Source organism: Pseudoxanthomonas sp. PXM01 (assembly GCF_014851815.1).
Lineage (GTDB): Bacteria > Pseudomonadota > Gammaproteobacteria > Xanthomonadales > Xanthomonadaceae > Pseudoxanthomonas_A.
In genome coordinates, this window is the sequence record NZ_JACVAJ010000001.1 from 671484 (window position 1) to 696830 (window position 25347).

Annotated in this window: 24 protein-coding genes; 18 read left to right on the plus strand and 6 right to left on the minus strand. The window is 68.3% G+C overall.

Annotation, left to right across the window (positions count from 1 at the left end; translation table 11 throughout):
* Positions 1-53: 53 nt before the first annotated feature.
* The 9 genes from IB230_RS03025 to IB230_RS19665 all read left to right on the plus strand — a co-directional run bounded on the left by IB230_RS03025 (position 54) and on the right by IB230_RS19665 (position 9001).
* Complete coding sequence (locus tag IB230_RS03025; RefSeq protein ID WP_192268603.1) at positions 54-1229, plus strand: thiolase family protein; 1176 nt, start codon at positions 54-56, stop codon at positions 1227-1229.
* A 172-nt stretch (positions 1230-1401) separates the two neighbouring features.
* Positions 1402-1746 carry a hypothetical protein gene (locus IB230_RS03030; RefSeq protein WP_192268606.1) on the plus strand — a complete coding sequence of 115 codons (345 nt, stop codon included), beginning with the start codon at positions 1402-1404 and terminating at the stop codon, positions 1744-1746.
* 167 nt (positions 1747-1913) lie between these two features.
* Positions 1914-2258, plus strand: a complete 345-nt coding sequence (locus IB230_RS03035; protein ID WP_192268608.1) for a hypothetical protein — start codon at positions 1914-1916, stop codon at positions 2256-2258.
* A gap of 194 nt (positions 2259-2452) precedes the next feature.
* A complete protein-coding gene (locus tag IB230_RS03040; RefSeq protein WP_192268610.1) occupies positions 2453-4060 on the plus strand; it encodes a carboxyl transferase domain-containing protein in 1608 nt (535 codons plus the stop codon).
* Between the two features lie 3 nt (positions 4061-4063).
* A complete protein-coding gene (locus IB230_RS03045) occupies positions 4064-4813 on the plus strand; it encodes an SDR family oxidoreductase (RefSeq protein WP_192268612.1) in 750 nt (249 codons plus the stop codon).
* Positions 4814-4980: 167 nt separating this feature from the next.
* Positions 4981-5517 (plus strand): polymer-forming cytoskeletal protein, encoded by a 537-nt coding sequence (locus IB230_RS03050; RefSeq protein WP_192268614.1) that lies wholly within the window; start codon positions 4981-4983, stop codon positions 5515-5517.
* Positions 5514-5882 (plus strand): hypothetical protein, encoded by a 369-nt coding sequence (locus IB230_RS03055; RefSeq protein WP_192268616.1) that lies wholly within the window; start codon positions 5514-5516, stop codon positions 5880-5882. The genes IB230_RS03050 and IB230_RS03055 overlap by 4 nt, the downstream gene beginning before the upstream one ends.
* Positions 5883-5948: 66 nt before the next feature.
* The gene (locus IB230_RS03060) at positions 5949-7640 is read left to right on the plus strand and encodes a molecular chaperone HscC (protein WP_192268618.1); all 1692 of its coding nucleotides are present in this window, start codon (positions 5949-5951) and stop codon (positions 7638-7640) included.
* Positions 7637-9001, plus strand: a complete 1365-nt coding sequence (locus IB230_RS19665) for a DnaJ domain-containing protein (RefSeq protein WP_343227244.1) — start codon at positions 7637-7639, stop codon at positions 8999-9001. The genes IB230_RS03060 and IB230_RS19665 overlap by 4 nt, the downstream gene beginning before the upstream one ends.
* Here the strand turns inward: IB230_RS19665 and IB230_RS03070 are convergent, their stop codons facing one another.
* Genes IB230_RS03070 through IB230_RS03080 form a run of 3 tightly spaced genes read right to left on the minus strand, consistent with a single transcriptional unit; the run spans position 9002 to position 11346 of the window.
* Positions 9002-9238 carry a DUF6587 family protein gene (locus tag IB230_RS03070; RefSeq protein WP_192268620.1) on the minus strand — a complete coding sequence of 79 codons (237 nt, stop codon included), beginning with the start codon at positions 9236-9238 and terminating at the stop codon, positions 9002-9004.
* 3 nt (positions 9239-9241) lie between these two features.
* Positions 9242-11104 carry a ferrous iron transport protein B gene (feoB, locus tag IB230_RS03075; protein WP_192268622.1) on the minus strand — a complete coding sequence of 621 codons (1863 nt, stop codon included), beginning with the start codon at positions 11102-11104 and terminating at the stop codon, positions 9242-9244.
* Complete coding sequence (locus IB230_RS03080; RefSeq protein ID WP_192268624.1) at positions 11101-11346, minus strand: FeoA domain-containing protein; 246 nt, start codon at positions 11344-11346, stop codon at positions 11101-11103. Before IB230_RS03080 ends, feoB begins: the two co-directional genes overlap by 4 nt.
* 108 nt (positions 11347-11454) lie before the next feature.
* On the opposite strand from IB230_RS03080, the gene IB230_RS03085 reads away from it, so the two are divergent.
* From IB230_RS03085 to yeiP, 8 genes are all read left to right on the plus strand, one after another.
* On the plus strand, positions 11455-12258 hold the full coding sequence (locus tag IB230_RS03085; protein ID WP_192268626.1) for an enoyl-CoA hydratase-related protein: 804 nt from the start codon (positions 11455-11457) through the stop codon (positions 12256-12258).
* Between the two features lie 4 nt (positions 12259-12262).
* Positions 12263-12664: a VOC family protein gene (locus IB230_RS03090; protein WP_192268628.1), complete on the plus strand. Its 402-nt coding sequence runs from the start codon at positions 12263-12265 to the stop codon at positions 12662-12664.
* Complete coding sequence (locus IB230_RS03095) at positions 12664-14655, plus strand: acetyl/propionyl/methylcrotonyl-CoA carboxylase subunit alpha (protein ID WP_192268630.1); 1992 nt, start codon at positions 12664-12666, stop codon at positions 14653-14655. The genes IB230_RS03090 and IB230_RS03095 overlap by 1 nt, the downstream gene beginning before the upstream one ends.
* The gene (locus IB230_RS03100) at positions 14652-15281 is read left to right on the plus strand and encodes a hypothetical protein (protein WP_192268632.1); all 630 of its coding nucleotides are present in this window, start codon (positions 14652-14654) and stop codon (positions 15279-15281) included. The genes IB230_RS03095 and IB230_RS03100 overlap by 4 nt, the downstream gene beginning before the upstream one ends.
* Positions 15278-16189 (plus strand): hydroxymethylglutaryl-CoA lyase, encoded by a 912-nt coding sequence (locus IB230_RS03105; RefSeq protein WP_192268633.1) that lies wholly within the window; start codon positions 15278-15280, stop codon positions 16187-16189. The genes IB230_RS03100 and IB230_RS03105 overlap by 4 nt, the downstream gene beginning before the upstream one ends.
* On the plus strand, positions 16186-18744 hold the full coding sequence (locus tag IB230_RS03110) for an EAL domain-containing protein (protein WP_192268635.1): 2559 nt from the start codon (positions 16186-16188) through the stop codon (positions 18742-18744). The genes IB230_RS03105 and IB230_RS03110 overlap by 4 nt, the downstream gene beginning before the upstream one ends.
* Before the next feature lie 171 nt (positions 18745-18915).
* Positions 18916-19686 carry an SDR family NAD(P)-dependent oxidoreductase gene (locus IB230_RS03115; RefSeq protein WP_192268637.1) on the plus strand — a complete coding sequence of 257 codons (771 nt, stop codon included), beginning with the start codon at positions 18916-18918 and terminating at the stop codon, positions 19684-19686.
* A 47-nt stretch (positions 19687-19733) separates the two neighbouring features.
* A complete protein-coding gene (gene yeiP / locus IB230_RS03120; protein ID WP_192268639.1) occupies positions 19734-20300 on the plus strand; it encodes an elongation factor P-like protein YeiP in 567 nt (188 codons plus the stop codon).
* A 7-nt stretch (positions 20301-20307) separates the two neighbouring features.
* On the opposite strand, the gene IB230_RS03125 is transcribed toward yeiP, so the two are convergent.
* The 3 genes from IB230_RS03125 to IB230_RS03135 form a co-directional block, all read right to left on the minus strand.
* On the minus strand, positions 20308-22131 hold the full coding sequence (locus tag IB230_RS03125; protein WP_192268641.1) for a DUF4105 domain-containing protein: 1824 nt from the start codon (positions 22129-22131) through the stop codon (positions 20308-20310).
* Positions 22131-22430 carry a DUF2388 domain-containing protein gene (locus IB230_RS03130; RefSeq protein ID WP_192268643.1) on the minus strand — a complete coding sequence of 100 codons (300 nt, stop codon included), beginning with the start codon at positions 22428-22430 and terminating at the stop codon, positions 22131-22133. Before IB230_RS03130 ends, IB230_RS03125 begins: the two co-directional genes overlap by 1 nt.
* 89 nt (positions 22431-22519) lie before the next feature.
* Positions 22520-23908, minus strand: a complete 1389-nt coding sequence (locus IB230_RS03135) for an FAD-binding oxidoreductase (protein WP_192268645.1) — start codon at positions 23906-23908, stop codon at positions 22520-22522.
* 192 nt (positions 23909-24100) lie between these two features.
* Between IB230_RS03135 and serA the strand changes: the two genes are divergently transcribed.
* Positions 24101-25342: a phosphoglycerate dehydrogenase gene (serA, locus tag IB230_RS03140; RefSeq protein WP_192268647.1), complete on the plus strand. Its 1242-nt coding sequence runs from the start codon at positions 24101-24103 to the stop codon at positions 25340-25342.
* Positions 25343-25347: the final 5 nt, after the last annotated feature.

Here is a 25347-nt window from a genome sequence, read left to right on the forward strand (position 1 = left end):
CTGTCGGGGCGGGACGGGATAATCGGGATCTCACTCCACGCGGGAAGTCCCCCATGTCCGACATCGTCATCGCCGCCGCCAAGCGCACCGCCATCGGCTCGTTCCTTGGCCAGTTCACCGGCGTCCCCACCCCGACGCTGGGCGCCGCCGCCATCGCGGCCGCGCTGGAACAGTCCGGCATTCCGGCCGCCGATGTGTCCGAGGTCATCATGGGCTGCGTGCTGCCGGCCAACCTCGGGCAGGCGCCTGCCCGCCAGGCTTCCCGCGCCGCCGGCATCCCGGACGCGGCCGGTGCCACCACCATCAATAAAGTCTGCGGTTCGGGCATGAAAGCGATCATGCTCGGCCACGACCTGATCAAGGCCGGGTCGGCCAGCATCGTCGTCGCGGGCGGCATGGAGTCCATGAGCAATGCCCCGCACATGATTCCCAACTCGCGCACCGGCAACCGGTACGGCAACTTCCAGGCGGTCGACCACATGGCGTGGGACGGCCTTACCAGCCCCTACGACGGCCAGCCGATGGGCGTGTTCGCCGAGGCCACCGTCGCCAAATTCGGCTTCACCCGCGAGGAGCAGGACGCCTACGCGATCGAGTCGGTCACCCGTGCGCAGGCCGCGCAGGCCTCGGGTGCGTTCAACGACGAAATCGTTCCGGTCAAGGTCGCCACGCGCAAGGGTGAGGTCGAGGTGACCACCGACGAGCAGCCGGGCAAGTCCGACATCGCCAAGATCCCGACCCTCAAGCCCGCCTTCAAGAAGGACGGCAGCGTCACCGCGGCCAGTTCGTCCAGCATCTCCGACGGTGCCGCCGCTACCGTGCTGCTGAGCGCAGAAGAAGCCGCCAAGCGCGGCCTGCAGCCGCTGGCGAAGATCGTGGGTCATGCCACCTATTCGCAGGCGCCGGAATGGTTCACCACCGCCCCGGTCGCCGCCATCGACAAGCTGCTCAAGCAGGTCGGCTGGACCGTGGACCAGGTGGATCTGTTCGAGGTCAACGAGGCGTTCGCTGTCGTGGCGATGGCGCCGATCAAGGAACTGGGCATCCCGCACGCCAAGGTCAACGTCAACGGCGGTGCCTGCGCGCTGGGCCACCCGATCGGCGCATCCGGCGCCCGCCTGGTCGTCACCCTGATCAACGCCCTGCGCGTGCGGGGCGGCAAGCGCGGCGTCGCGACCCTGTGCATCGGCGGTGGCGAAGCGACCGCGATCGCGGTCGAAATCGTCTGACGGTTTTTGCGCAGTTTCGTGGGCGGCGACGGACGTTTCCGTTCCGCCCATTCAATTTAACAACGGATTGACAAAGATAACCGGCCAGCCGCTTGACACGGGTAACGGGCTTGTCATCATGTTGCAGGCGCGCAATTGCGCGTTGCCTAACTAACGACGAGGAAATGCAACGATGACCATGAACAAGGCTCTGATCGCGCTGGCTCTGGGTTTCGCCCTGGCTGCGTGCTCGAACCAGGAACAGGCTGCCGACGCCGCTGCTGACGCCGCTGCGACCGCGACCGAAGCCCAGGCTGCCGCTGACGCCGCCGCTGCCGCTGGCGAAGTGACCGCCGACGCCGCCCAGCAGTCGGCTGACGCCGCTGTGACCGCCGCCGACGCCGCCGCCACCGCCGCGACCGACGCTGCTGCCGCCACCACGACGGAAGCTGCTGACGCTGCTGCCGACGCCGCTGCCCAGGCTGCCGACACCGCCGAAGCCGCGACCGACGCTGCCAAGGAAGCCACCAAGCAGTAATCTGCTGGTAGTTGCCTGATTTAGCGTTAGACTGAAAGAGCCGCCAGTTCGCTGGCGGCTTTTTCTGTATCCGGGCATGGCGTCCCGGTTCGCCCCTCGGTTCGAGGACGAACGGATAGCGCCACCCGGCGCCACCTTCTTCCACACATACCGATTTGGGGATCCGCATGAAGATCAAGACCACCGTCCTGCTGGCCGCCGCCGTCCTGGCCCTGAGCGCCTGCACGAAGAGCGAAACCGCCGACCAGGCCGCCGCCGACGCCGCTGCCGCCGCCGATCAGGCCGGCGCCGCTGCCGCCGACGCCGCGACCGCCGCCGGCGACGCCGTCGAAGCCGCTGCCGACGCCACCGCCGCTGCCGCCTCCGACGCTGCCGCCACCACCGAAGCCGCCGCGACCGACGCTGCCGCTGCCGCTGCCTCGGCCACCGCCGACGCCGCCCAGGCGACCGCCGACAAGGCTGCCGAAGTGGCAGACAGCGCCGAAGCCAAGGCTGAAGAAGCCAAGAAGTAATCGACTCGCGTCATCGCGAATCGGACAAGGCCCGCGCAAGCGGGCCTTGTCGTTTCCGGCGGACAGCCCCGCGCGACCGGACCATCGATACATCACGTCGAGAGGGAAAGCCGCCCGCTTTTTTTTTGCAGTGCGGTTTGGCGCATGAGGGGGCTTCGTGGTCTGATGCCGCCTTTCCTGCACCTGCGTGCCGCATGCCTGCCATCACCTCGCAACTCGATCCACGCTCGCCCGACTTCATCGCCAACGCCGCCTACCATCGCGTGCTGGTGCAGGAACTCGACCGTCGGCTGGCACGCGCCGCCGACGGCGGCGGCGAGAAGGCGCGCAACAAGCACACCGAGCGCGGCAAGCTGCTGGCGCGCGATCGCATCACCGCCCTTCTGGACCCCGGTTCACCGTTCCTGGAGATCGCGCCCCTCGCCGCCGAGGACATGTACGACGGGGCCGCGCCGGCGGCCGGCATGGTCTGCGGCATCGGCCGGGTATTGGGCAATGAAGTCGTCATCGTCGCCAATGACGCGACGGTCAAGGGCGGCACCTACTTCCCGATGACGGTGAAGAAGCACCTGCGCGCGCAGGAGATCGCACGCGAGAACCGGCTCCCCTGCATCTACCTGGTCGACTCCGGCGGCGCCTTCCTGCCGCTGCAGGACGAGGTGTTCCCCGACAAGGAGCACTTCGGCCGCATCTTCTACAACCAAGCCAGGCTCTCCGCCGAGAACATTCCCCAGGTCGCCGTGGTCATGGGCAGCTGCACCGCCGGTGGCGCCTACGTGCCGGCGATGTGCGACGAGAGCGTGATCGTCAAGGAACAGGGCACCATCTTCCTCGGCGGCCCGCCGCTGGTGAAGGCCGCGACGGGCGAAGTGGTGGATGCCGAAGCCCTCGGCGGTGCCGACGTCCACACCAGCGTCTCTGGCGTGGCCGACCATTTCGCCGAAGACGACCGCCATGCGCTGGAGATCGCGCGCGGCATCGTCGGGCACCTCAACCGCAGGAAGACGCTGCCGGTCGCCGTGCGGGAGGCGCGCGAGCCGCTTTACGCCGCCGATGAGCTCTATGGCATCGTGCCGAAGGACACCCGCCGCCCGTTCGACATCCGCGAGGTCATCGCACGCATCACCGACGGCAGCGAACTGGACGAGTTCAAGGCGCGCTACGGCAAGACGCTGGTCACCGGCTTCGCCCATCTGCACGGCTATCCGGTCGGCATCGTCGCCAACAACGGCATCCTGTTCGGCGAGAGCGCACTGAAGGGCGCGCACTTCATCGAACTCTGCAACCAGCGCGGTATTCCGCTGGTGTTCCTGCAGAACATCACCGGCTTCATGGTCGGCCGCAAGTACGAGAACGCCGGCATCGCGAAGGATGGCGCGAAGATGGTCACCGCCGTCGCGTGCTCGTCCGTGCCGAAGTTCACCGTCGTGATCGGCGGCAGCTTCGGCGCCGGCAACTACGCCATGTGCGGCCGCGCGTACGGTGCGCGCTTCCTCTGGATGTGGCCGAACGCGCGCATCAGCGTGATGGGCGGCGAACAGGCCGCCAGCGTACTGGCGACGGTGAAGCGCGACGGCATCGAGGCCGCCGGCAAGGCATGGAGCGCGGACGAAGAGGATGCTTTCAAGGCGCCCATCCGCGACCAATACGAATCGCAAGGCAGCCCGTGGTACGCCACCGCGCGCCTGTGGGACGACGGCATTATCGACCCCGCCGACACCCGCCGCGTGCTCGGTCTCGGCATTTCCGCCTCGCTCAACGCGCCGATCGAGCCGGCGAAGTTCGGCGTGTTCCGGATGTAACCGGTGGCGTCGCAGGTCGTCCTCGTCACCGGCGGCAGCCGCGGCATCGGCGCGGCGACGGCGCTGCTCGCGGCCCGGCACGGGTATGCCGTCGGCGTGAACTACCGGCGCGATGAGGCCGCGGCGGCCTCGGTTGTGGCGCAGATCGCGGCAGCCGGCGGCCGCGCTGTCGCGCTGCAGGCGGACGTATCGGACGAAGCGGACGTGGTGGCGATGTTCCAGCGGCTGGATGAAGCGCTGGGACCCGTGACCGCACTGGTCAACAATGCCGGCATCCTCGAGACGCAGATGCGCGTGGAGGCGATGGACGCCGCGCGTATCGGCCGCATCCTCGCCACCAACGTCACCGGCACCCTGCTCTGCTGCCGCGAAGCACTGCGCCGCATGTCCACGCGCCATGGTGGCCACGGGGGCGCGATCGTCAACGTGTCGTCGGTCGCAGCGAAGACCGGGTCGCCGGGCGAGTACGTCGACTATGCGGCGTCCAAGGGTGCGATGGACGCGCTGACAGTCGGCCTGGCGCAGGAAGTCGCGCAGGAAGGCATCCGCGTCAACGCGGTCCGGCCAGGCTTCATCTACACCGGCATGCATGCCGACGGCGGCGAGCCGGACCGGGTGGAACGGGTCAAGGCGTTCGTGCCGATGCGGCGTGGCGGCCAGCCGGGCGAGGTGGCGCAGGCGATCCTGTGGCTGCTGTCGCCGCAGGCGTCGTACACCACCGGCACCTTCGTCGATGTCGCCGGCGGTCGTTGAGCACCTGCCCACTTCAGGCATGTGAGCGGGGCGTCGACAACGCCATCTGGGACATGAACCGGTGCGCCACAGCGGCATCGCCATCACCGTTTGGCAGGCGTGATCACAGCGTGACGTTCCTTCAATTGGCGATAGTCCAGGGCCCTGCCACCCGGAGCATCCCCTGCATGTCCATCTGGAAAGACCAAGCGCCCGCGAAAAAGGACGCCCCCCTGCCCCCCGAGGCGCCTGCGGCGCCGTTGCGTGACGCCCCGGCGGCCGCCGACTTCTCGCCGGCCGTCACCGCGCCGCCGGGCACGCGTCCGGTCGAACGCACCGCACCGCAGGAGGCACTGAAGGAATCGCTGATCGCCGCCGACCTCACCATCGAGGGCAAAATCGAGGGCACGGGCCACATCCGCATCGCCGGCAGGTTCAAGGGCGACGTCAACGTGCAGGGCGACCTGACCATCGAAACCGGTGCCAAGCTCAATGGCGGCGTGCGGGCGAAGAAGGTGACCATCGCCGGCGAACTGGAAGGCAATATCGAATCCGCGTCGCGGGTGGAGCTGCTGTCGTCGGGCGTACTGGTCGGTGACGTGAAGGCAGGCGCCCTCACCGTGGCCGCCGGTTCGCGCATGCGCGGCAACGCCGAGTTCGGCTGGGACGACACGCCTGCCAAGGGCGGCAAGTCGAACGGCACGGAGCCCGGCGCCGCCGCATGAGCCAACCCCGCCCGGGCAGTGCCGGCGCCACCCGCACCTGTCCGCACTGCAAGGCGACCATCCTCGAAAGCGCGGCCGTCTGTCCGGGCTGCCGCCACCACCTGCGCTTCGAACCGGGCGCAGGTGCCAACGCCGCTCCGGCACTCACCCCGCTGCGGATCGAAGGCACGCTGCAGCCGCCGGCCGAGGGTGCCGCCTGGGAATACAGCGTGGTGCTGTCCATCCGCAACGAGCGTGGCGACGAAGTCACCCGCCAGGTCGTCGGTGTCGGCGCCATGCAGCCGCACGAACAACGCAGCTTCGTGCTGTCAGTGGAACTGAACCCCGCGACCGGCAAGGCGGCCGGGCGGCGCACGCGACACTGACGCCCTCCCCGCCGGCGGAGCGCCCGGCTACACTCGACGCCGACATGGACGCCAGCGGGGGACTGGATGATCGTCGGCATCGATTTGGGGACCACGCACTCGCTGATCGGGTATTACGGACCGGAGGGTCCTGTCCTGATCCCGAACGCGCTGGGCGAGCTGCTCACACCTTCCGTGGTCAGCGTGGATGCCGAAGAAGCCCTGATCGTAGGGCGACCGGCGGTCGACCGCCTCATCACCCATCCGCAGCGCAGCGTCGCCAGCTTCAAGCGCTGGATGGGCACCAACCGCATCACCCGCCTCGGCAAGCACGCCCTGCGTCCGGAGGAACTGTCAGCGATCGTGCTGCGCTCGTTGCTGGCGGATGCCGAGAGCCACCTGGGCACGCCGGTCACCGAAGCCGTGATCAGCGTTCCCGCGTACTTCGGCGACGCCCAGCGCAAGGCGACGCGGATCGCCGGTGAGCTTGCCGGTATCAAGGTCGAGCGGCTGATCAACGAACCCACCGCCGCCGCCATGGCCTATGGACTGCAGCAGCGCGACGGTGGCCGCTTCCTGGTGTTCGACCTGGGCGGCGGCACGTTCGACGTTTCCATCCTGGAGATGTTCGACGGGGTGATGGAAGTGCACGCCAGTGCGGGCGACAACTTCCTCGGCGGCGAGGATTTCCTGTCCGTCATGCGCGACGCCTGCCTGCGCGACACCGGGTTCGACCCGCAGAAGCTGACCGCCGCCGAGGACGCACACCTGCGCCGGCGCCTGGAGCTGGCCAAGCGTGAGCTCTCCAACACCACCAGCCAGGCTCTGACCGTGGACTTCACCCTGGGCGGAGAACCGCGCCAGTGGCAAGTCGACGAAGCCGCCTTCGCCCGCCTGTGCGAGCCCCTGGTGCAGCGCATGCGCGCGCCGCTGGAGCGCGCCATGCGCGACGCCCGGCTTGCCCCGGGGCAACTGGACGGCCTCGTGCTCGTCGGCGGCGCCTCGCGCATGCCGCTGACCGCCAGGCTCGTCTCGCGCATGTTCGGCCGGCTGCCGTTGCGCCATATCAACCCCGACGAAGCCATCGCGCGCGGGGCCGCCGTGGCAGCCGGCATGAAGGCGCGCGACGAGAAGCTCGAGGAAGTCATCCTGACCGATGTCTGCCCGCACTCGCTCGGCGTCGACACCGGCCGCGATGATGGCCACGGCCAGGTCACCACCGGTCTGTTCTCGCCGATCATCCACCGCAACGCCACGGTGCCGGTCAGTCGCGTCGAGCGCTACCAGCCGATGCGCGACCTGCAGACCCAGGTGGAATTCAACATCTACCAGGGCGAAAGCCCGCGCGTGGAGAACAACGTCAAGCTCGGCACGATCACCGTGAAGGTGCCGGCGAAAGCCGCCCACGACAACCCGGTCGATATCCGTTTCACCTACGACGTCAACGGCCTGCTGCAGGTGGAAGCCACCGTGCTGGCCACCGGCGAGACGCACGAGGTAGTCCTGGAGCAGAACCCCGGCGTGCTGTCGGCGGCCGAGATCCGCGAGCGCCTCGCCACCCTGTCCGAGCTGAAGGTGCACCCGCGCGACCAGCAGGAAAACCTCGCGGTGATCGCGCGTGCGGAGCGGCTGTACGAGGAACTGCTGTGGGCGCGCCACGACCTGCAGGATGCGCTGGTCCGCTTCCGCGCCGTCCTGGATGGCCAGGATCCGATGCAGATCCGCGAGCATCGTGCCGATTTCGCGCGGATGCTGGAGCACATCGAGGCGCAGGCGTGAGCGAATGGCCGTACGACCTGCTCGAGATCGATGACGACGCGGACGAACGCACCATCAAGCGCGCCTACGCACGGCTGCTGAAGGTCACGCGGCCGGACGAGGACCCTGCTGGGTTCCAGCGACTCAATGAAGCGTATCAGGCAGCGTTGTCGTACCAGCGCCACCACGAGCACGACCCTTCGGAGGACGATGCACGGCCCGACATGACCCCGCGCATATCGACGCACGTGGCCTCCCCTGCCTCTTCCGCCGTCGCGCCCAGCGCCGATCCCGTCGCACCGCCCCTCGACGAAGCCAGGCTACGCGACGAGTTGCTGGCACGCGCGGTGCACGAACTGCCCTCGGTGCTGCGACAGCACCTCACCCACCATCCGGACCTCTATGCGCTGGAGGTCAAGCGGCGGGTCGGTGCGGAGGTGTTCGATCAGATCGCCTACGAAGACGCGAGCGTCTCTCCCGGCAACCTGATCGTACTGGGCGAGTTCTTCGACTTCACCCCGCCGGCGTGGATCGAGCGGCGGACCCGGGTGTTGCGCGCGGTGGAGACCGAGAACACCGACGCGTTCGACGAGGACCGTCCGCTCACCATCCGCCAGTTGAAGCGTCCCTTCCGATGGCCGCTCGCACTGCTGCTGGCCTGCGTGCCCGGTTTCTCGATCCGCGCGGCCCGCCTGTCGCAGCGACTGGTGGCGGACTACGGCGACCATGTGCCCGGACTGGATGCTCGCCAGCAGACCTTCTTCAGCCAGCTGGCGGATCCTTTCTACATCGGCATCTGGCGCTGGGCCTCGGTGGTGCTCTCTGCGACGACCGCCACGCTGGTGATCGGCGCCCTGTGCCGCCTGACCGACGTTGCACCCGACCGTACAGCACGGGTGACCGGATTTACTTTCACTGCGGTGACCGGGCTGCTGTGCATCTGGTACGTGATGCTTGCGCTCACAGCGCTGCGTGAACGACCGGCCACGTCACGCAACCTTTGGCTGGCGTTGATGCCAGTCTGGCTCGCCTTGGCAGGCCTGCTGGTGGCCTTTTCGCTTCCCCAAGTGCCGGCGCTGGCCTTCGCGCTGGTGTTGCCGGCGGCCCTGCTGCATTTCCGGCAGTTCTTCGATGCGTTGCGCTTCGGTGTCGGTACGAGCTGGCTGATGCAGGCGCTGCCGACACCCCAGGCGCTTTCGCCCTGGCTCGCCGCGCTGGCAGGGGCTGCGATCGGGGTGACGCTCTGCGACTGGATCTACGCCCGTCGCCATCAGGTCGGGCTTGCGGCCGCCGTCGGCAATCGCTGGACGACGATCACCTCGTTCGTCGTGTTCGTCTCGACGGGCTTGTTCGGCGTGAGCCAGTGGCTACTGCGATCCTAGTCAGCCGCAGCCGTCGCATCCGCCGCAGGCTTTACCGCCTGTCGTGAGACCGGGGGGCGCGATCCAGCGCCCCAGCACGCGAACCCAGCCCGCGCGATCCTCGCGCAACAGCGGCAGCGCAAGCGCGACCCGCGCCTTCCGCAGCGGACCGGGGAACTGCTTCTTCAGCACGACCCATGCACTGACCACCACCGCGACCGCGATGATGGCGTACTGCAGGGCGAGCGAGACGTCCATGGCTCAGCCCGCGCCCAGCGCCTTGGCGACCTGGTAGGTCACCAGCGAGGCGAGGTAGGCCAGTGCGAACAGGTAGAACGTCGCGAAGCCCATCTGCTTCCACGATCCCGTTTCGCGCTTGATGGTGGCGAGCGTCGAGATGCACATCGGCGCATAGATGAACCACACCAGCAGCGACAGTGCGGTGGCCAGCGACCAGCCGTCGCTGATGACCGGCGTCAGCGCCTGGATGGCGGCATCGTCGTCCGCGGCGGAAAGCGAGTAGATCGTCGCCAGTGAGGACACCGCGACCTCGCGCGCGCCCATGCCCGGGATCAGCGCGATACAGATCTGCCAGTTGAAGCCCAGCGGCGCGAAGAACACCGCCATGGCGTGGCCGATGCGTCCGGCAAAACTGTAGTCGATGGCCGGTCCTACGGCATCAGCAGGCGCCGCCGGGAACGTCAGCAAGACCCACAGCAGGATCGTCAGCGCCAGGATGATGCCGCCGACGCGCTTGAGGAAGATCATGGCGCGCTCGTACAGCCCGATCAGCAGATCGCGCGGGTGCGGGATGCGATAGGACGGCAACTCCAGCAGCAGCGCATGCTCGCTCTTGTCGCGCCGCCACTTCTTCATCACCCAGGAGACCACCAGCGCACTGAAGATGCCCGCGGCGTACAGCCCGAACATCACCAGGCCCTGCTGATTGAAGATGCCCACCTTCTCGGCTGGGATGAACGCGGCAATCAGCAGCGTATAGACCGGCAGGCGCGCGGAGCACGTCATCAGTGGCGCGACCAGGATCGTGGCGATGCGGTCGCGCGGGTCCTGGATGCTGCGCGTCGCCATGATGCCGGGCACAGCGCAGGCGAAGCTCGACAGCAAGGGAATGAACGAGCGGCCCGACAGCCCCGCCCCACGCATCAGGCGATCCAGCAGGAAGGCGGCGCGCGGCAGGTATCCGCTCTCTTCCAGCGCCAGGATGAAGGCAAACAGGATCAGGATCTGCGGCAGGAACACGACCACCCCGCCCAAGCCCGCGATGATGCCATCCACCATCAGGCTGTTGAGCGGCCCTTCCGGCATCAGCCCTCCCACGACCTCGCCCAGCCACGCGGTGCCCGCTTCGATGGCATCCGCGAACGGCGTCGCCCACGCGAACACGGCCTGGAAGATCAGGAACATCACGACGATCAGGACGGCGAAGCCGAACACGGGCTGCAGCAGCCAGCGGTCCAGCGCATCATCGATCTTCGCCGTGCGTTCCGGCATGGTGACCGCGAGGGACAACAGGCGACGTGTTTCCGCATGCAGGTCGGCACCGTCGCCCAGACGCGTACGCGGCTCGTGCGGCTGTGCCGCCATGCGATCGATCTGCTCGACCAGCGCGCGCGCACCGCCATGCCGGACTGCGACGGTCTCGACCACCGGCACACCGAGTTCGCGCTCCAGCGCGGCGAGATCGATGGCGATGCCGCGACGCTGCGCGGCATCCATCATGTTGACCGCCAGGATCATCGGCTTGCCGAGTTCGCGCACTTCCAGCGCGAACCGCAGGTGCAGGCGCAGGTTGGTGGCGTCCACCACGCAGACCAGCACGTCGGGCGCCGCCTCGCCGGGATAGAAGCCGCGGCAGACGTCACGGGTGACGGCTTCGTCCAGACTTGCGGCGTGCAGGCTGTACGCCCCTGGCAGGTCCAGCACGGCGTAGCTGCGACCGGAGTCGCTCGAATGCAGTCGCCCTTCCTTGCGCTCGACGGTGACGCCGGCGTAGTTGGCGACCTTCTGCCGGCTGCCGGTCAGCTGGTTGAACAACGCGGTCTTGCCGCAGTTGGGATTGCCGACCAGCGCCAGCCGCAGCGTCGATGCGTCGGAAGCGCTCATGCCGCCGCTCCGGTGCGCAATCGCACGCGGGCTGCTTCCGAGCGGCGCAGCGCGAAGCGGGTGAAACCAACCTGCACCAGCAGCGGTTCGGCGCCCAGCGGACCCTTCGCCACGATTTCGACGTCCTCGCCGTTGACGAAGCCCAGTTCGCGCAGGCGACGGGCGATGTTGTCCTGCGGACCATGGTCCTCGACGGATTCGACGATGGCGGGCGTACGCCGGGGAAGGTCGGTCAGGATCACGCAGCAGCCTCAAATGCGAACTGTTCTCATTGTAGCATCGCCGCACTGCACGACGGCCGCAACGGACTGTGCCGCTATCATTCGGCGACTTTGCAGGGAATGGCACGCATGGCGGCATCACCGCAGGAACACCCCCTCGTACTGACCCGCGCCGGCGCCGTGGCGCGCATCCGGCTGGAGCGCCCCGCCCTGCACAACGCCTTCGATGCAGCCCTGATCGCGGCGCTGACGGAGACGCTGGTCCAGGCGGGTGCCGACCCCGCTGTCCGGGCCGTGGTACTGGAGGGCAGCGGCGCCTCGTTCTCCGCCGGTGCCGATCTGAACTGGATGCGCGGCATGGCGGCGGCCAGCGAAGGCGCGAACCGCGAGGACGCCCTCGCCCTCGCCCGCCTGATGCGCACGCTGGACGAACTGCCGAAGCCCACGATCGCCCGGGTCCATGGCGCGGCATTCGGCGGCGGCGTCGGCCTGGTCGCGTGCTGCGACATCGCCATCGGCGTCCCGGAGGCGAAGTTCGGCCTGACCGAAAGCAAGCTGGGCCTGCTGCCCGCGGTGATCTCGCCGTACGTCATCGCCGCCATCGGGCCACGCGAGGCGCGCCGCTGGTTCGCCACTGCGGAAATCTTCGACGCCGCCACCGCGCTTCGGATCGGGCTGTTGCACGACGTGGTCGCCACCGACGCACTGGACGCCGCCATCGAACGCCAGCTTGCGCTGCTGTTGAAGGCGGGCCCGCATGCCGCTGCGGGTGCGAAGCGTCTCGTCGCCCGCGTGGCGGATTGCTCCGACCGCGACCGGCTCGACACTGACAACGCCGACCTCATCGCCGGACTTCGCGTGTCGGCGGAGGGCCAGGAGGGGTTGTCTGCCTTCCTCGACAAGCGCGCGCCGGCGTGGACCCTCAGGGAGTGACCGCATGATCGATCACCTGGGCATCGAAGTCGCCGACTACGCACGCAGCCGTGCCTTCTACCAGGATGTGCTGGCCACGCTCGGCCATGGCGTCGTGATGGAGGTGACGCGCGAGATGACGGGCGGTTACGAAGGCTGCGGCTTCGGTCCGCCGGGCCGCCCGCATTTCTGGGTCGGCAAGGACAGCGGCGAGCCTGGCCGGGGCGCCCACATCGCGTTCACCGCACAGAACCGTGCACAGGTGGACGCCTTCCACGCTGCCGCACTCGCGGCCGGCGCGCGCGACAACGGCGCGCCCGGCCTGCGTCCGCACTACCACGCGAACTATTACGGCGCCTTCGCCATCGATCCTGACGGTCACAACATCGAAGCCGTCTGCCACCTGCCTGCGGAAGCACAGTCCTGATGTTCTCCAAGATCCTGATCGCCAACCGCGGCGAAATCGCCTGCCGCGTCATCCGCACCTGCCGCCGGCTCGGTATCCGCACCGTCGCCGTGTACTCCGAGGCCGACGCCGACGCCCAGCACGTGCGCCAGGCCGACGAAGCCCACCTCATCGGCGGCCCCCGCCCGGCGGACAGCTACCTGCGTGGCGACGCGATCATCGAGGTCGCGAAGAAAACCGGCGCGCAGGCCATCCATCCGGGCTACGGCTTCCTGTCCGAGAACGCGGACTTCGCCGATGCCGTTGCGGCCGCCGGTATGGTGTTCATCGGTCCGTCCGGCGCGTCCATGCGCAAGATGGGCAGCAAGGCCGGCGCCAAGGAGCTGATGGCGGCGGCCGGCGTACCGGTCGTCCCCGGCTACACAGGCGAGGACCAGTCGCCGAACACCCTGTCGCGCGAAGCGGCGCGCATCGGTTTCCCCCTGATGATCAAGGCCGCGCACGGCGGTGGCGGCAAGGGCATGCGCGTGGTGCACCGGCTGGAGGAGTTCATCGCCCAGCTGGAAAGCTGCCAGCGCGAAGCCGCGAATGCGTTCGGCCGCGACCGCGTGCTGCTGGAACGCTACGTACAGTCGCCACGCCATATCGAGATCCAGGTATTCGCCGACATGCATGGCCACACCCTGCATCTCAACGAGCGCGAATGCTCCGCCCAGCGCCGTTACCAGAAGGTGCTGGAAGAGTCGCCCTCGCCGTTCCTGACGCCCGCGTTGCGCACCGCGATGGGCGATGCGGCGGTGAAAGCCGCGCAGGCCATCGATTACGCCAACGCCGGCACGGTGGAATTCATCGTCGATCCCGACGGCCAGTTCTACTTCATGGAGATCAATACCCGCCTGCAGGTGGAGCATCCGGTCACCGAGATGGTCACCGGCCTGGACCTGGTGGAATGGCAGCTGCGCGTGGCCGCGGGCGAACCGCTGCCGCTGGTGCAGGACGCCATCGTGCAGCGCGGGCATGCCATCGAGGTTCGCCTGTACGCCGAAGATCCGGAGGCCGGCTTCCTGCCGGGATCCGGACGGCTGGAGTCGCTGGTCCTGCCCGCACCCTCGGCCCAGGTGCGCCTGGATGCCGGCGTCATCGAAGGCGACACGGTGACCATCTTCTACGACCCGATGATCGCCAAGCTGATCGTCTGGGGCGAGGATCGGCCCACCGCGCTGGCGCGGCTGCGCGCCGCGCTGGCCGAGTGCGACATCGTCGGACCCAAGTCGAACATCGGCTTCCTCGAGCAGCTCGCCCGGCATCCTGCCGTGGTGGAGGGGCGCATCGATACCGGGTATCTGGACCGGCACCTGGGCGAGTTCATGCCCGCACCGACACTGACGACCGACCTGCAGGTGGCCGCCGCCGTCGCCGTTCTGCTGGAACAGGAAGCGACCGCCCGCAGCGACGCCGCCGTGTCGGGCGATCCGGGCTCCCCATGGGCCATCGCCGATGGCTGGCGCCTAGGTCACGCCGGCCGCCGGCCACTGGCCCTCCAGCACCGCGACCAGCGCTGGGACGCGCTCGCACACGGCCATGGCGGTCGCTATGCCGTCGAGGTGGATGGCGCGACGCATCCGGTCGCCGGTGCCAGGCTGACCGCTGGGCTGCTCGAGTTGCGTATCCATGATCAGGCACGACGCTTCCGCGTCCACCGCCATGGCGCCCGCCTCACCCTGCACGACGGGGAACGGCGCGCCACGCTGGAGACGCTGCCGGCGTACCAGCGGACGGCAGGCGGGGACAGCGGCGGGGACGGCCGCATCATCGCGCCGATGCCGGGCCGGGTGGTGGTGGTCAAGGCGCAGGTCGGGGACAGCGTGGACGCAGGACAGGAGCTGCTGGTGATGGAAGCGATGAAGATGGAGCTGGCCGTCAAGGCACCGCGCGCCGGCGTGGTGGCGGAACTGCGCGCGGCGGCTGGCGATTTCGTCGACGCCGATACTGTGCTGGTGACGCTGGAGTGAGGTCCGTCCCGCCGTCATCGTGGCGCACGGCCGTCGCCCTGCTGGCGGCCTGCCTGCTGGGCGGCTGCGTGATGTTCGAGCAGCCGCCGGCACCGCTGGCCTGCGATCCGGCTCTCGTCGGCCGCTGGATTCCCTTGCCCGACAGCCCGCAGGACCGCGTCCCGCTGGGCAAGGACGATTACGCGGAGGTGGACGCCACCTGCCGCGTACGTCTGCACGATGCCGCGCGCGCCGATGCGCCGCAGTTCGACGCGCTCGGATTCGAACTCGACGGCGAACGCTACCTCGCCCTGGGCTTCAAGGAACTGGAAGGCCTGTTCGGCACCGGCAAGGCGGCCACGCCACCGATCCCGAAGGGCATGCCGGCCGGCGCGGTCACACTGCTGAAGTACCGCATCCGCAACGATACGCTGCAGATCGCGATGCTCGACACGGTGGACATCATGCAACGCGTGCAGCAGGGTTCGCTGAAGGCGCGCGAGGCCGACGCCAGCACCTACGTGTTCGAAGGCGGACCCGAGCAACTGCGCAGGTTGCTGCAGTCCGAGCCCACACTGTTCGACGCCTTCGACGGTCGCGACAAGACGCTGCGCATGCGCCGTGCCAAGGACGGGAAGCGCTCATGAGTGCCCTGCCCTCCAGCAGCGATTTCGTCCGCATCGTCGAGGTCGGCCCCCGCGATGGCCTGCAGAACGAGAAGACCCTGGTCGCCACCGTCGACAAGGTCGAACTGATCGACCGGCTGTCGCGCACCGGCCTGCTCAGCATCGAGGCCACCAGCTTCGTCAGCCCCAAATGGGTGCCGCAGCTGGCCGATGCCGCCGAGGTGTTCGCCGCCATCCAGCGGCGTCCCGGCACGGCCTATCCCGTGCTGGTCCCGAACGAGACCGGTTACGACCGCGCACGCGCCGTCGGCGTCGAGGAGGTGGCGGTCTTCACCGCGGCGTCCGAGGCGTTCAACCGCAAGAACATCAACGCTTCCATCGACGAATCCATCGAACGGTTCCGCCCGGTGCTCGAGCGCGCCGCCGCCGATGGCGTGAAGGTACGCGGCTACGTGTCCACCGTCCTCGGCTGTCCCTACCAGGGCGACGTACCGCTGGCCGATGTGGTGCGCGTGGCGCGCCAGTTGCATGCGATGGGCTGCTACGAAATCTCGCTGGGCGACACCATCGGCGTCGGCACGCCGCGCAAGGCGGCCGACATGCTGTCGGCGGTCGCCGCGGAGGTGCCGATGTCCGCTTTGGCCGTACATTTCCACGACACCTACGGGCAGGCGCTGGCGAACATCCTCGCGTGTCTCGACGTCGGCGTCCGCGTGGTCGACTCGGCCGTCTCCGGCGCAGGCGGTTGCCCTTACGCCAAGGGCGCCAGCGGCAACGTCGCCAGCGAGGACGTGGTCTACCTGCTGCATGGCCTCGGATTGCGCACCGGCGTGGACCTGGACCTGCTGGCGGACACCGGCCGCTGGCTGTCGGCCCGGCTGGGTCGCGAGACCGGCAGCCGCGTCGGCAAGGCCCTGGCGGCCGCATGAACCAAGGCCCGGCCAGCGACGTCGACGTGATGGCGCTGGCCGCCGCGCTCGAACGCGCGGTCGCGGCAGAGACCAACCCGTCCACTGCCCGCCTGCTCCAGGACGCGCGCGAGGCGCTGCTCGCCAAGCAGCACGAAGCGGATACCGAGCGCTCGCGTTACCGCAATCTGTTCGACGCGGTCCCCGACCCGGTCAGCATCATCGCCGAGGACGGCACCATCCTGGACCTCAACCAGGCAGGGACGACGGCATACAAGCGTCCGCGCGACGGGATCGTCGGGCGCAACATCAACGTGCTCAATCCCGACCTGCCGCGCGACCATCTGGTACCGGTGTGGGAAACGCTGAACCGCGGCGAGACCTACGTCATCGAAGTCACCAACATGCGCGGCGACGGCACCCGGTTCCCCGTCGAAGTGCACTCGGCCAACATCAACTTCGACGGCCGCAAGAGCATCGTCGCGGTCGCCCGCGACATCAGCAGCCGTCGGCTGGCGGAACTGCGCTACCGCGAGCTGATGGAGACCATCGACAAGGGCATCGTGGTGCACAACCGCGACCTGGAAGTGCAGTACTGCAACGGTGCCGCGATGCGCATCTTCGGCATCCGCGAGGACCAGCGCGCCGATCAGGAACTGGCGCTCGGTCGCTGGCACATCGTCGACGAGCACGGCCGCGAGATGGCGCGCCATGAGCTCCCTGCCCAGCGTGCGCTCGACACCGGCCAGATGGTCGAGAGCGTACTGCTCGGCCTGTATCACCGCGAAAAGAAGCAGTTGCTCTGGCTCACCGCCACCTCGGTGCCGCAGTTCGCGCCCGGCGCGAGCGTGCCCTCCCAGGTCAGCACGCTGTTCAGCGACGTCACCGAACTCAAGCGCGACAGCGCGCTGTTCGACCGCGCGCAATCGCTCGCCCACATCGGCGGTTGGGAATGGGATCTCGGTCGCGACCGCATGTACCTGACCGACGAGGCCCAGCGCATCCTCGGCGCGGCACGCCCGCTGGTCACGCTCAACGACATGCTGTCGTGTCTGCGCGAAACCGACCGTCGTCGCCTGCGCGGTGCGCTGGACCTGATCACCGCCGGTGGCCAGGGTTTCGACCTGGAACTGCAGGGCACCCAGGCCGATGGACACCCGTTCTGGATCCGCGTGATCGGCGATGCCGAACCGGGCGATCCCGGCGCCTCGCGCATCACCGGCACCATGCAGGACATCTCGCAGGACAAGCAGGCCGAGGAGATGCTGCGCATCCAGGCGCGCACCGATCCGCTGACCGGCCTGATGAACCGCGACGCCGTGCTGACCGAGCTTGGCGCGCGCCTCGCCGATCCCGAGCGCGCGCGCGTCGCGGTGCTCTACATCGACCTCGACCGGTTCAAGATGGTCAACGACGTGCTGGGCCACAACGCAGGCGACGAGCTGCTGGTGCAGGCATCGGACCGCATCCGCGGCGCGGTCGGCACCGAGGGGATGATCGCGCGCTTCGGCGGCGACGAGTTCCTGGTGATCTGCGACGCCGGTGAAGACCCCCACCAGCCGGAAGCGATGGCGCATGCGGTGCTGGGCGCGTTCGCCGATGCGTTCCGCTTCGGCAAGGACGAGTTCGCCATCACCGCCAGTATTGGTCTGGCGGTGGCACCGGGCGACGGCCTGCGGCCGCAGCAGCTGATCCAGAACGCCGACATCGCGATGTACGACAGCAAACATCGCGCGCGCAACGGCTGGCAGAGCTTCACCCAGGAACTGGCCCAGCGGCAGCAGGATCGCCTGCAGATCGAGACGCAGTTGCGCCGCGCGGTCGACAACGAGGAGTTCCGCCTCGTCTACCAGCCGCAGGTCGACCTGCGCAACGGCCGCATCATCGCCGGCGAAGCGCTGATCCGCTGGCAGAACCACCAGTTGGGCGAGTTGCGGCCTGACGTCTTCATCAGCCATGCCGAGACCACCGGCGACATCGTGCGCATCGGCAGCTGGGTGCTGCGCGAAGCCTGCCGGCAGGTGGCCGCCTGGCGCGACATGGGCCTGGGCATCGTGCGCGTGGCGGTCAACGTGTCGTACCGCCAGTTCGCTGGCGACGACCTGGCCGATCGCGTGCGCGCCATCCTGGCCGAGTTCGACCTGCCCGGCAGCGCACTGGAGCTGGAGTTCACCGAGCGCGTACTGATCGAGGACGCCCCTGCCACGCTGCGCACCTTCGCCGACCTGCGCCAATTGGGCGTGCTGCTGACCATCGACGATTTCGGCGAGGGCTACAGCGCACTGAACTACCTGCGCCGCCTGCCGATCCACGGCCTGAAGCTGAGTCCGCTGTTCACCGAGGGCGTACCGAACAACCGCTCCGACGTCGCGGTCTGCCAGGCCGTCTCCGCCATCGCACGCAGCCTGGGGCTGGGGCTGGTGGCCGAAGGGGTGGAATCCGAAGCCCAGCGCCAGTTCCTGCTGAACCTCGGCGTCCCGGTCGGCCAGGGCTTCCTGTTCGCTCCCGGCCTGTCCCCGGACGAGTTCGCGCGCCGTCTCGCCGACGCCCCGCTGGAGCGGGCGCTGCACGCCTGAGCGCCTCGTCGGGAGAGATTGGTGTGGGAGCGACGTCAGTCGCGATGAAGCTCTACAGGGAGGGCCTTATCGCGACTGACGCCGCTCCCACAGGCGTTACCCGGTCATGGGCTCCCCGCCCCTCCCCCGCCATCGCGTAAAATGCGGCCCTTTCCGCAGCAGGTTCACCGCATGCAGCTTTCCGATACCCGTGCCGTCATCACCGGCGGTGTCTCCGGCCTCGGCCTGTCCGTGGCCCGCCACCTGGTCGCCCACGGCGGCAAGGCGGCGCTGTTCGACGTCAACGACGACAAGGGCGCGGCCGCCGTCGCCGAACTCGGCGAAGCCAATGTCCGTTACTTCCGTACCGACGTGACCGATGAAGCCGGCGTGGCCGCGAACGTCGCTACGGCGAAGGACTTCCTCGGCGGCCTGAATGCGGCGATCAACTGCGCCGGCATCCTCGGCGCGGGCCGCGTGCTGGGCAAGGAAGCGCCCATGCCGCTGTCGACCTTCCAGGCCACCGTGATGGTCAACCTGGTCGGCAGCTTCAACGTGGCGAAGGCGGCCGCGGACCTGATGCAGCACAACACCCCGAACGCCGACGGCGAGCGCGGCATCATCGTCAACACCGCCAGCGTGGCGGCGTACGAAGGCCAGATCGGCCAGGCCGCCTACTCGGCCTCCAAGGGCGGTGTGGTCGGCATGACCCTGCCGATGGCCCGCGAACTCTCGCGCTTCGGCATCCGTGTGATGACCGTCGCCCCCGGCATCTTCTGGACGCCGATGGTCGATGGCATGCCGGAGGCCGTGCAGCAGTCGCTCAGCGCGTCGATCCCGTTCCCGTCGCGCCTCGGCAAGCCGGAGGAATTCGCCGACCTGGTCGCCTACATCCTCGGCAACCCCTACCTCAACGGCGAGACCATCCGCCTCGACGGCGCGGTACGCCTGGCGCCGAAGTAAGCGGGCCAGTGCCCTCCACTTTCCCATTCCCCAGATACGGTTGATCCATGAAGGCTTTCGACATCAAAAAGGGCAACGTCGTCGAACACAACGGCGGCGTGTACCAGATCCGCGACATCGAGCGCAGCTCGCCGCAGGGCCGCGGCGGCAACGTGCGCTTCCGTTTCATCATGTACAGCGTGCCGGGCGGCAACAAGCTGGATGCCAGCTTCGACGCCGACGACAACCTGAGCGAAGTGGAGCTGCTGCGCCGCCAGGCGACGTATTCCTACAAGGACGGCGACGCGTTCGTCTTCCTCGACGACGAGGACTACACGCCCTACACGCTGGACGCCAATGTCATCGGCGATGACGCCGGCTACATCACCGATGGCCTCGCGGGTTGCTACGTGCAGGTCATCGACGAGCTGCCGGTCGCGCTGCAGCTGCCGCAGCACGTGACGCTGGAAGTGGTCGAGACGCCGCCGGAGCTGAAGGGCGGCACCGCCACCAAGCGTCCGAAGCCGGCCAGGCTGAGCACCGGCATCGAGATCATGGTGCCGGAGTACATCACCAACGGTGAGCGCATCCTGGTCAACACGACCACGGGCGAGTTCGGCGGCCGCGCCGACTGAGGTCGGGTTACGACGCGCCTGCCGCATCCCCTGCGCGCAGGCGCGCGCCGATCGTCTCGAGGTTCGCCTCGATGCCCCGCAGCACCTCGCGCTGGTCGGCAGGCAGCCATCGCTCCAGTTCGGCGCGCAGCGCGCCATCCTGCTCGCGCAGGCGCGCCACGCGGATCCTCGCCTCCTCCGCCACGCGCGCGCGCTCATCGGCCTGCGGCAGCCCGTAGCCTTCGGGCACCAGTTCAGAAGGCCGACTGACGAAGCCGGTGTCGCCGAGCCACGCGCGCAACGCATCCAGTGCCCGTGCGATGTCGTCCGACGCGTCGCGCCCCAGGTACCGCCGCTTCAGTGCGTCGCGCAGCAGCAGTTGCTGGCGACGCTGCGCCGCGTTCTCCAGCACAAACAACGCCGCACTGGTGCGCAGGTCGGCCTGCGGCAACCAGACGGCACGCTCGCCCGGTGACAACGCCAGCCAGGCCTGCGCATCGCGCTGCGGCAGCGACAGTGCGTCGCGGGCGACCGCGAACAGCGCGTCGTACCGCGCGCTCATCGGCTCGAAGTAGTAGCCGAGCCGGCGTGCTTCGTCGGCATTTTCCAGCACATCGATATCCGCGATGCCACGACGCTCCAGCTTCCTGAGCAGCCCGGTCGGCGTGATGCTCGCCAGCGGCTCGTTGGCCAGACGTGGCACGCCGTCGTGCAACAGCTTCCAGGTCTCGACCGCGCAGTTGTTGCTGATGAAGTAGTAGCGCCCGTCGTAACTCCAGTGCAACTGGGCGGCGCGTTCCAGCAACGAGCCGATTTCGCTTGGGCCCAGTCGCAACGGAATGGACTGCAGGCCACGCAGCTCGACCCGGGTGTACTCCTCGATCACCTGGTCCAGCGGCAGAAGGAACAGCCGCGACGGGTACGAGCCGGTCAGGCCACGCCAGCCGGAGATCTGCACGTCGCCGACGAAGGCACGGAACGACAGCACGCGATGATGCGAGAGGTCGAAGCGGCAGTCGGGGCCGGGAGTGCGACCGGGCGCGCAGATCACCAGCCGCAACATGCTGTGGCCCCAGCGGCTCATCGCCTGGGTGTTGCCCTCGGCGAGCAGATAGTCGATCGCGTACACGCGTGCCGGGTCGAGGGACAACAACGAGGCATCGCCCGCTTCGGCGTCCGCATCGAGGAACGGCAGATCCGGCGTACAGGCACCCGTCGCCGCAGCCACGTTGAAGTGCGCCGCGAAATGGCGATGCAACGCCGGACGCCGGCATGCGTACGCCGGATCGAGGATGAAGCGCTCCAGGTTCACCGCCACGAATTCGGACGGGCGCTCCCGTTCGTAGGGGTCCGGCGTCCGCGCGACGAAGTCGTTGCGCGAACGGCGCCCTGCGAACGGGAACACGCTGCGCTGCCACCCGGCCAGATCGCGCAGGCGCGGATCACCAGACAGGACGTTGCGCTGCGCGCGGTCGTAACTGTGGGCCAGTTCGTGCACGAGCGCCTCGCGGACGGCACGCACGGAAGCATCGTCCGCCGACACCGTGTCGCGCACTTGCCATGCATCGAGCAGTTGGCGCGACAACAACACGCGACCGCCCACCCGTCGTCCCGCGACATGGTCTGGAAAATCATCGCGCCACTGCAGGACGAGGCCGGCAGGCAGGCCATTGCGCCATGTCCCGGGCAGGCGCGGCAGGACATCGTCGATGAGCGACTGCGTCGCGGTGACGTCGTCGGGTGTCAGCCCCGCGGAATCGATCTTGAGCGTAGTCGCCGCAGCGGCCGGCCCCAGCCATGCTCCCAGCAGGAGCACGGCGATGCGCCGGCCCCGGGGCCGACGCGGATGCATCAGCGGGCCAGGATCGCCTGCGCCAGCTGCATGTCGCTGGCCTTGCGCGCGGCTTCGTCCTTCTCGCGCAGGTGGCGCAGTGCGGCTTCGAGCTGGGCGCCGCGGATGCGGCCATCGCTGGCGACGAAACTGGCAGCGTCTTCGCGCGCCTGCACGACGATCTTGTCGTCGCCCGACGAGCTGTCGGACGACGCCGACGAACCGGCCGAGGAGGCACCCGCGGAAGAACCGGCGAAGCTGCCGGCGAGCGTCGGAACGGAGAACGCCAGCAGCACGCCGGCCAGGATCAATCGGGACATGGAATTTCCAAACGGGGGAACGCCGTGGCCGGCGCGGTGCGCAAAGACTACCCGCAATCGATGTGGCGAGGATGAATCCGCGACTATTGTCAGCTGTCGAAGAGCTTGCCCGGGTTCATCAGCCCATTCGGATCCAGCACCCGCTTGATGCCGCGCATCACTGCGATCTCTTCGGCACTGCGCGTGCTTTCCAGATAGCCTTTCTTTACCAGCCCGATGCCGTGCTCCGCCGAAATGCTGCCGTGGTGGCGTTTCAGCGACGCGGCCAGCAGCTTCGTCACCTGCTCGCACTGGGTGACGAAGTGCGCGTTCTCCATGCCATCGGGCTTCAGCACGTTGATGTGCAGATTGCCATCACCGATATGGCCGAACCACACCACGTCGAACTGCGGATAGGCCTCGCCCAGCAGCGACTGCGTTTCGGCCAGGAAGGCCGGCATCGCCGAGATACGCACCGATACGTCGTTCTTGTAGGGCACGTAGCGCGCCAGGGCTTCGGTGATGCCTTCGCGCAGGCGCCACAACTGGGCCGCCTGTGCGTCGGACTGGCTGATCACGCCGTCGCTGACCCAGCCCTGCTCCATGCAGGCTTCGAAGGCCGCCATGGCAGCCGCTTCCTTTGCCTCGTCGCCGATCGCGAATTCGGTGACCACGTAGTAAGGATGCACTTCATCGAAGGGCTTCTGCGCGCCATGAGCCAGCACGTGCTGCAGCGCGCGGTCGGTGAAGAACTCGAACGCTTCCAGTTGCAGCCGCTCGCGGAACGCGGCGAACACCTGCATCAGCACCTCGAACGACGGCAGCGCCAGCAGCATGACGTTGGTCGGCGGCGGCGGATCGGTCAGCCGCACCGTGGCCTCGACCACGATACCGAGCGTGCCTTCCGATCCGATCCACAAATGGCGCAGGTCGTAGCCGCTGGAGTTCTTGATCAGCGCCTTGTTGAGCTCCAGCACCTCGCCGGCGCCGGTGACCACCTTCAGGCCGGCGATCCATTCGCGGGTGTTGCCGTAGCGGATCACGCGGATGCCGCCGGCGTTGGTGGCGATGTTGCCGCCGATCGCGCAGGAACCGCGTGCGGCGAAATCCACCGGATAGACCAGGCCATGGTCGCGCGCCGCGTTGTGCACGGCTTCCAGCGGCATGCCGGCCTGCACGGTCAGCGTGCGGTCCACGGCATTGAAGTCCAGCGCCTGGTTCATACGCTCAAGGCTCAGCACAAGTTCGCCGTTCGCCGCCACAGCGCCACCCGACAGACCGGTGCGACCGCCCGACGGTACGATGGCAACGCGATGCTCGTTGGCCCAGCGCACCACGGCCTGCACCTCCTCGACCGTGGCCGGCAGCGCGATCGCCAGCGGCGTCGGCGTCCAGCGGCGGGTCCAGTCGCGACCGTAGTGTTCCAGGTCGGCAGGCTCGGTCTTCAGTCGCAGCGCCGGGACGGCATGCTGCAGGGCTTCCAGGCGCGGATCGCTCATTGCGGGGGCAGGACTTTCGGGGGCGCCCAGCGTGCCAGCGATGCCGTGTGGCGTCCAGCCGATACCACCCTTGGTTTCAGGGGCAACCAAGCGAAGAAACAACAACCGAGCTTTCCATGGCGCGCCGCACCATCGGCGTCTTCCATCTGGCATAGTGACGGCCCTTTCCCCTCAGCTGCGACCTTTCCGGCAATGTCGATCAAGAAGACCTCGTACCCGAAGCAGGACATCCGCGTGCTGTTGCTGGAAGGGGTCAGTCAGACGGCCGTCGAGACGTTCCGCGCGGCCGGCTATTCGCATATCGAATTCCACGAGAAGTCGCTGCCGGAAGACGAACTGAAGCGTCGCATCGCCGAGGCGCACATCGTCGGCATCCGTTCGCGCACCCATCTGAGCGAAGACGTACTGGCGCAGGCTCGCCGCCTGATCGCAGTGGGCTGCTTCTGCATCGGCACCAACCAGGTGGATCTGGACACGGCGGAACTGGCGGGCATCCCGGTCTTCAACGCGCCCTATTCCAATACCCGCAGCGTGGCCGAGCTGGTGATCGCGCAGGCCATCCTGCTGATGCGCGGCATTCCGCAGAAGAACGCCGAATGCCATCGCGGCGGCTGGAGCAAGTCGGCCGCCGGCAGCCACGAGGTACGCGGCAAGACGCTGGGCATCATCGGCTACGGCCATATCGGCACCCAGGTCGGCGTACTGGCCGAAGCCCTGGGCATGCAGGTGCTCTTCCACGACATCGAGACCAAGCTGTCGCTCGGCAATGCCCGCTCGGCCGTGAGCCTGGACGACCTGCTGGCGCAGAGCGACGTGGTGACGCTGCACGTGCCGGAGACGGCGGCGACCAAGGACATGTTCGGCACCGCACAGATCGCCAAGCTCAAGCACGGCGCGCACGTGATCAACGCCTCGCGCGGGACCGTCGTCGACATCGACGCGCTGGCCGATGCGCTGAAGTCGGGCAAAATCGGCGGTGCGGCGGTCGACGTGTTCCCGCTGGAGCCCAAGGGCAACGCGGAACTGTTCGAGTCGCCGCTGCGCGGCCTCGACAACGTCATCCTTACCCCGCACGTCGGCGGCAGCACGCTGGAGGCGCAGGACAACATCGGCATCGAGGTGGCGGCCAAGCTGGTGCGCTACAGCGACAACGGCAGCACGCTGTCGTCGGTGAACTTCCCCGAAGTCACCCTGCCCGGCCACGACGGCAGCCGCCGCATCCTGCACATCCACCGCAACGTGCCGGGTGTGCTGTCGCAGATCAACGACATCTTCCGCGACCGCGGCATCAACATCGATGGCCAGTTCCTGCGCACCGATCCCAAGGTCGGCTATGTCGTCATCGATGTCACCGCCGACGAGGAGCAGACCGCCAGCCTGCGCGATGCGATGGCGGCGATCGACGGCACGCTGAGGGTGCGCGTGCTGTACTGACGCAC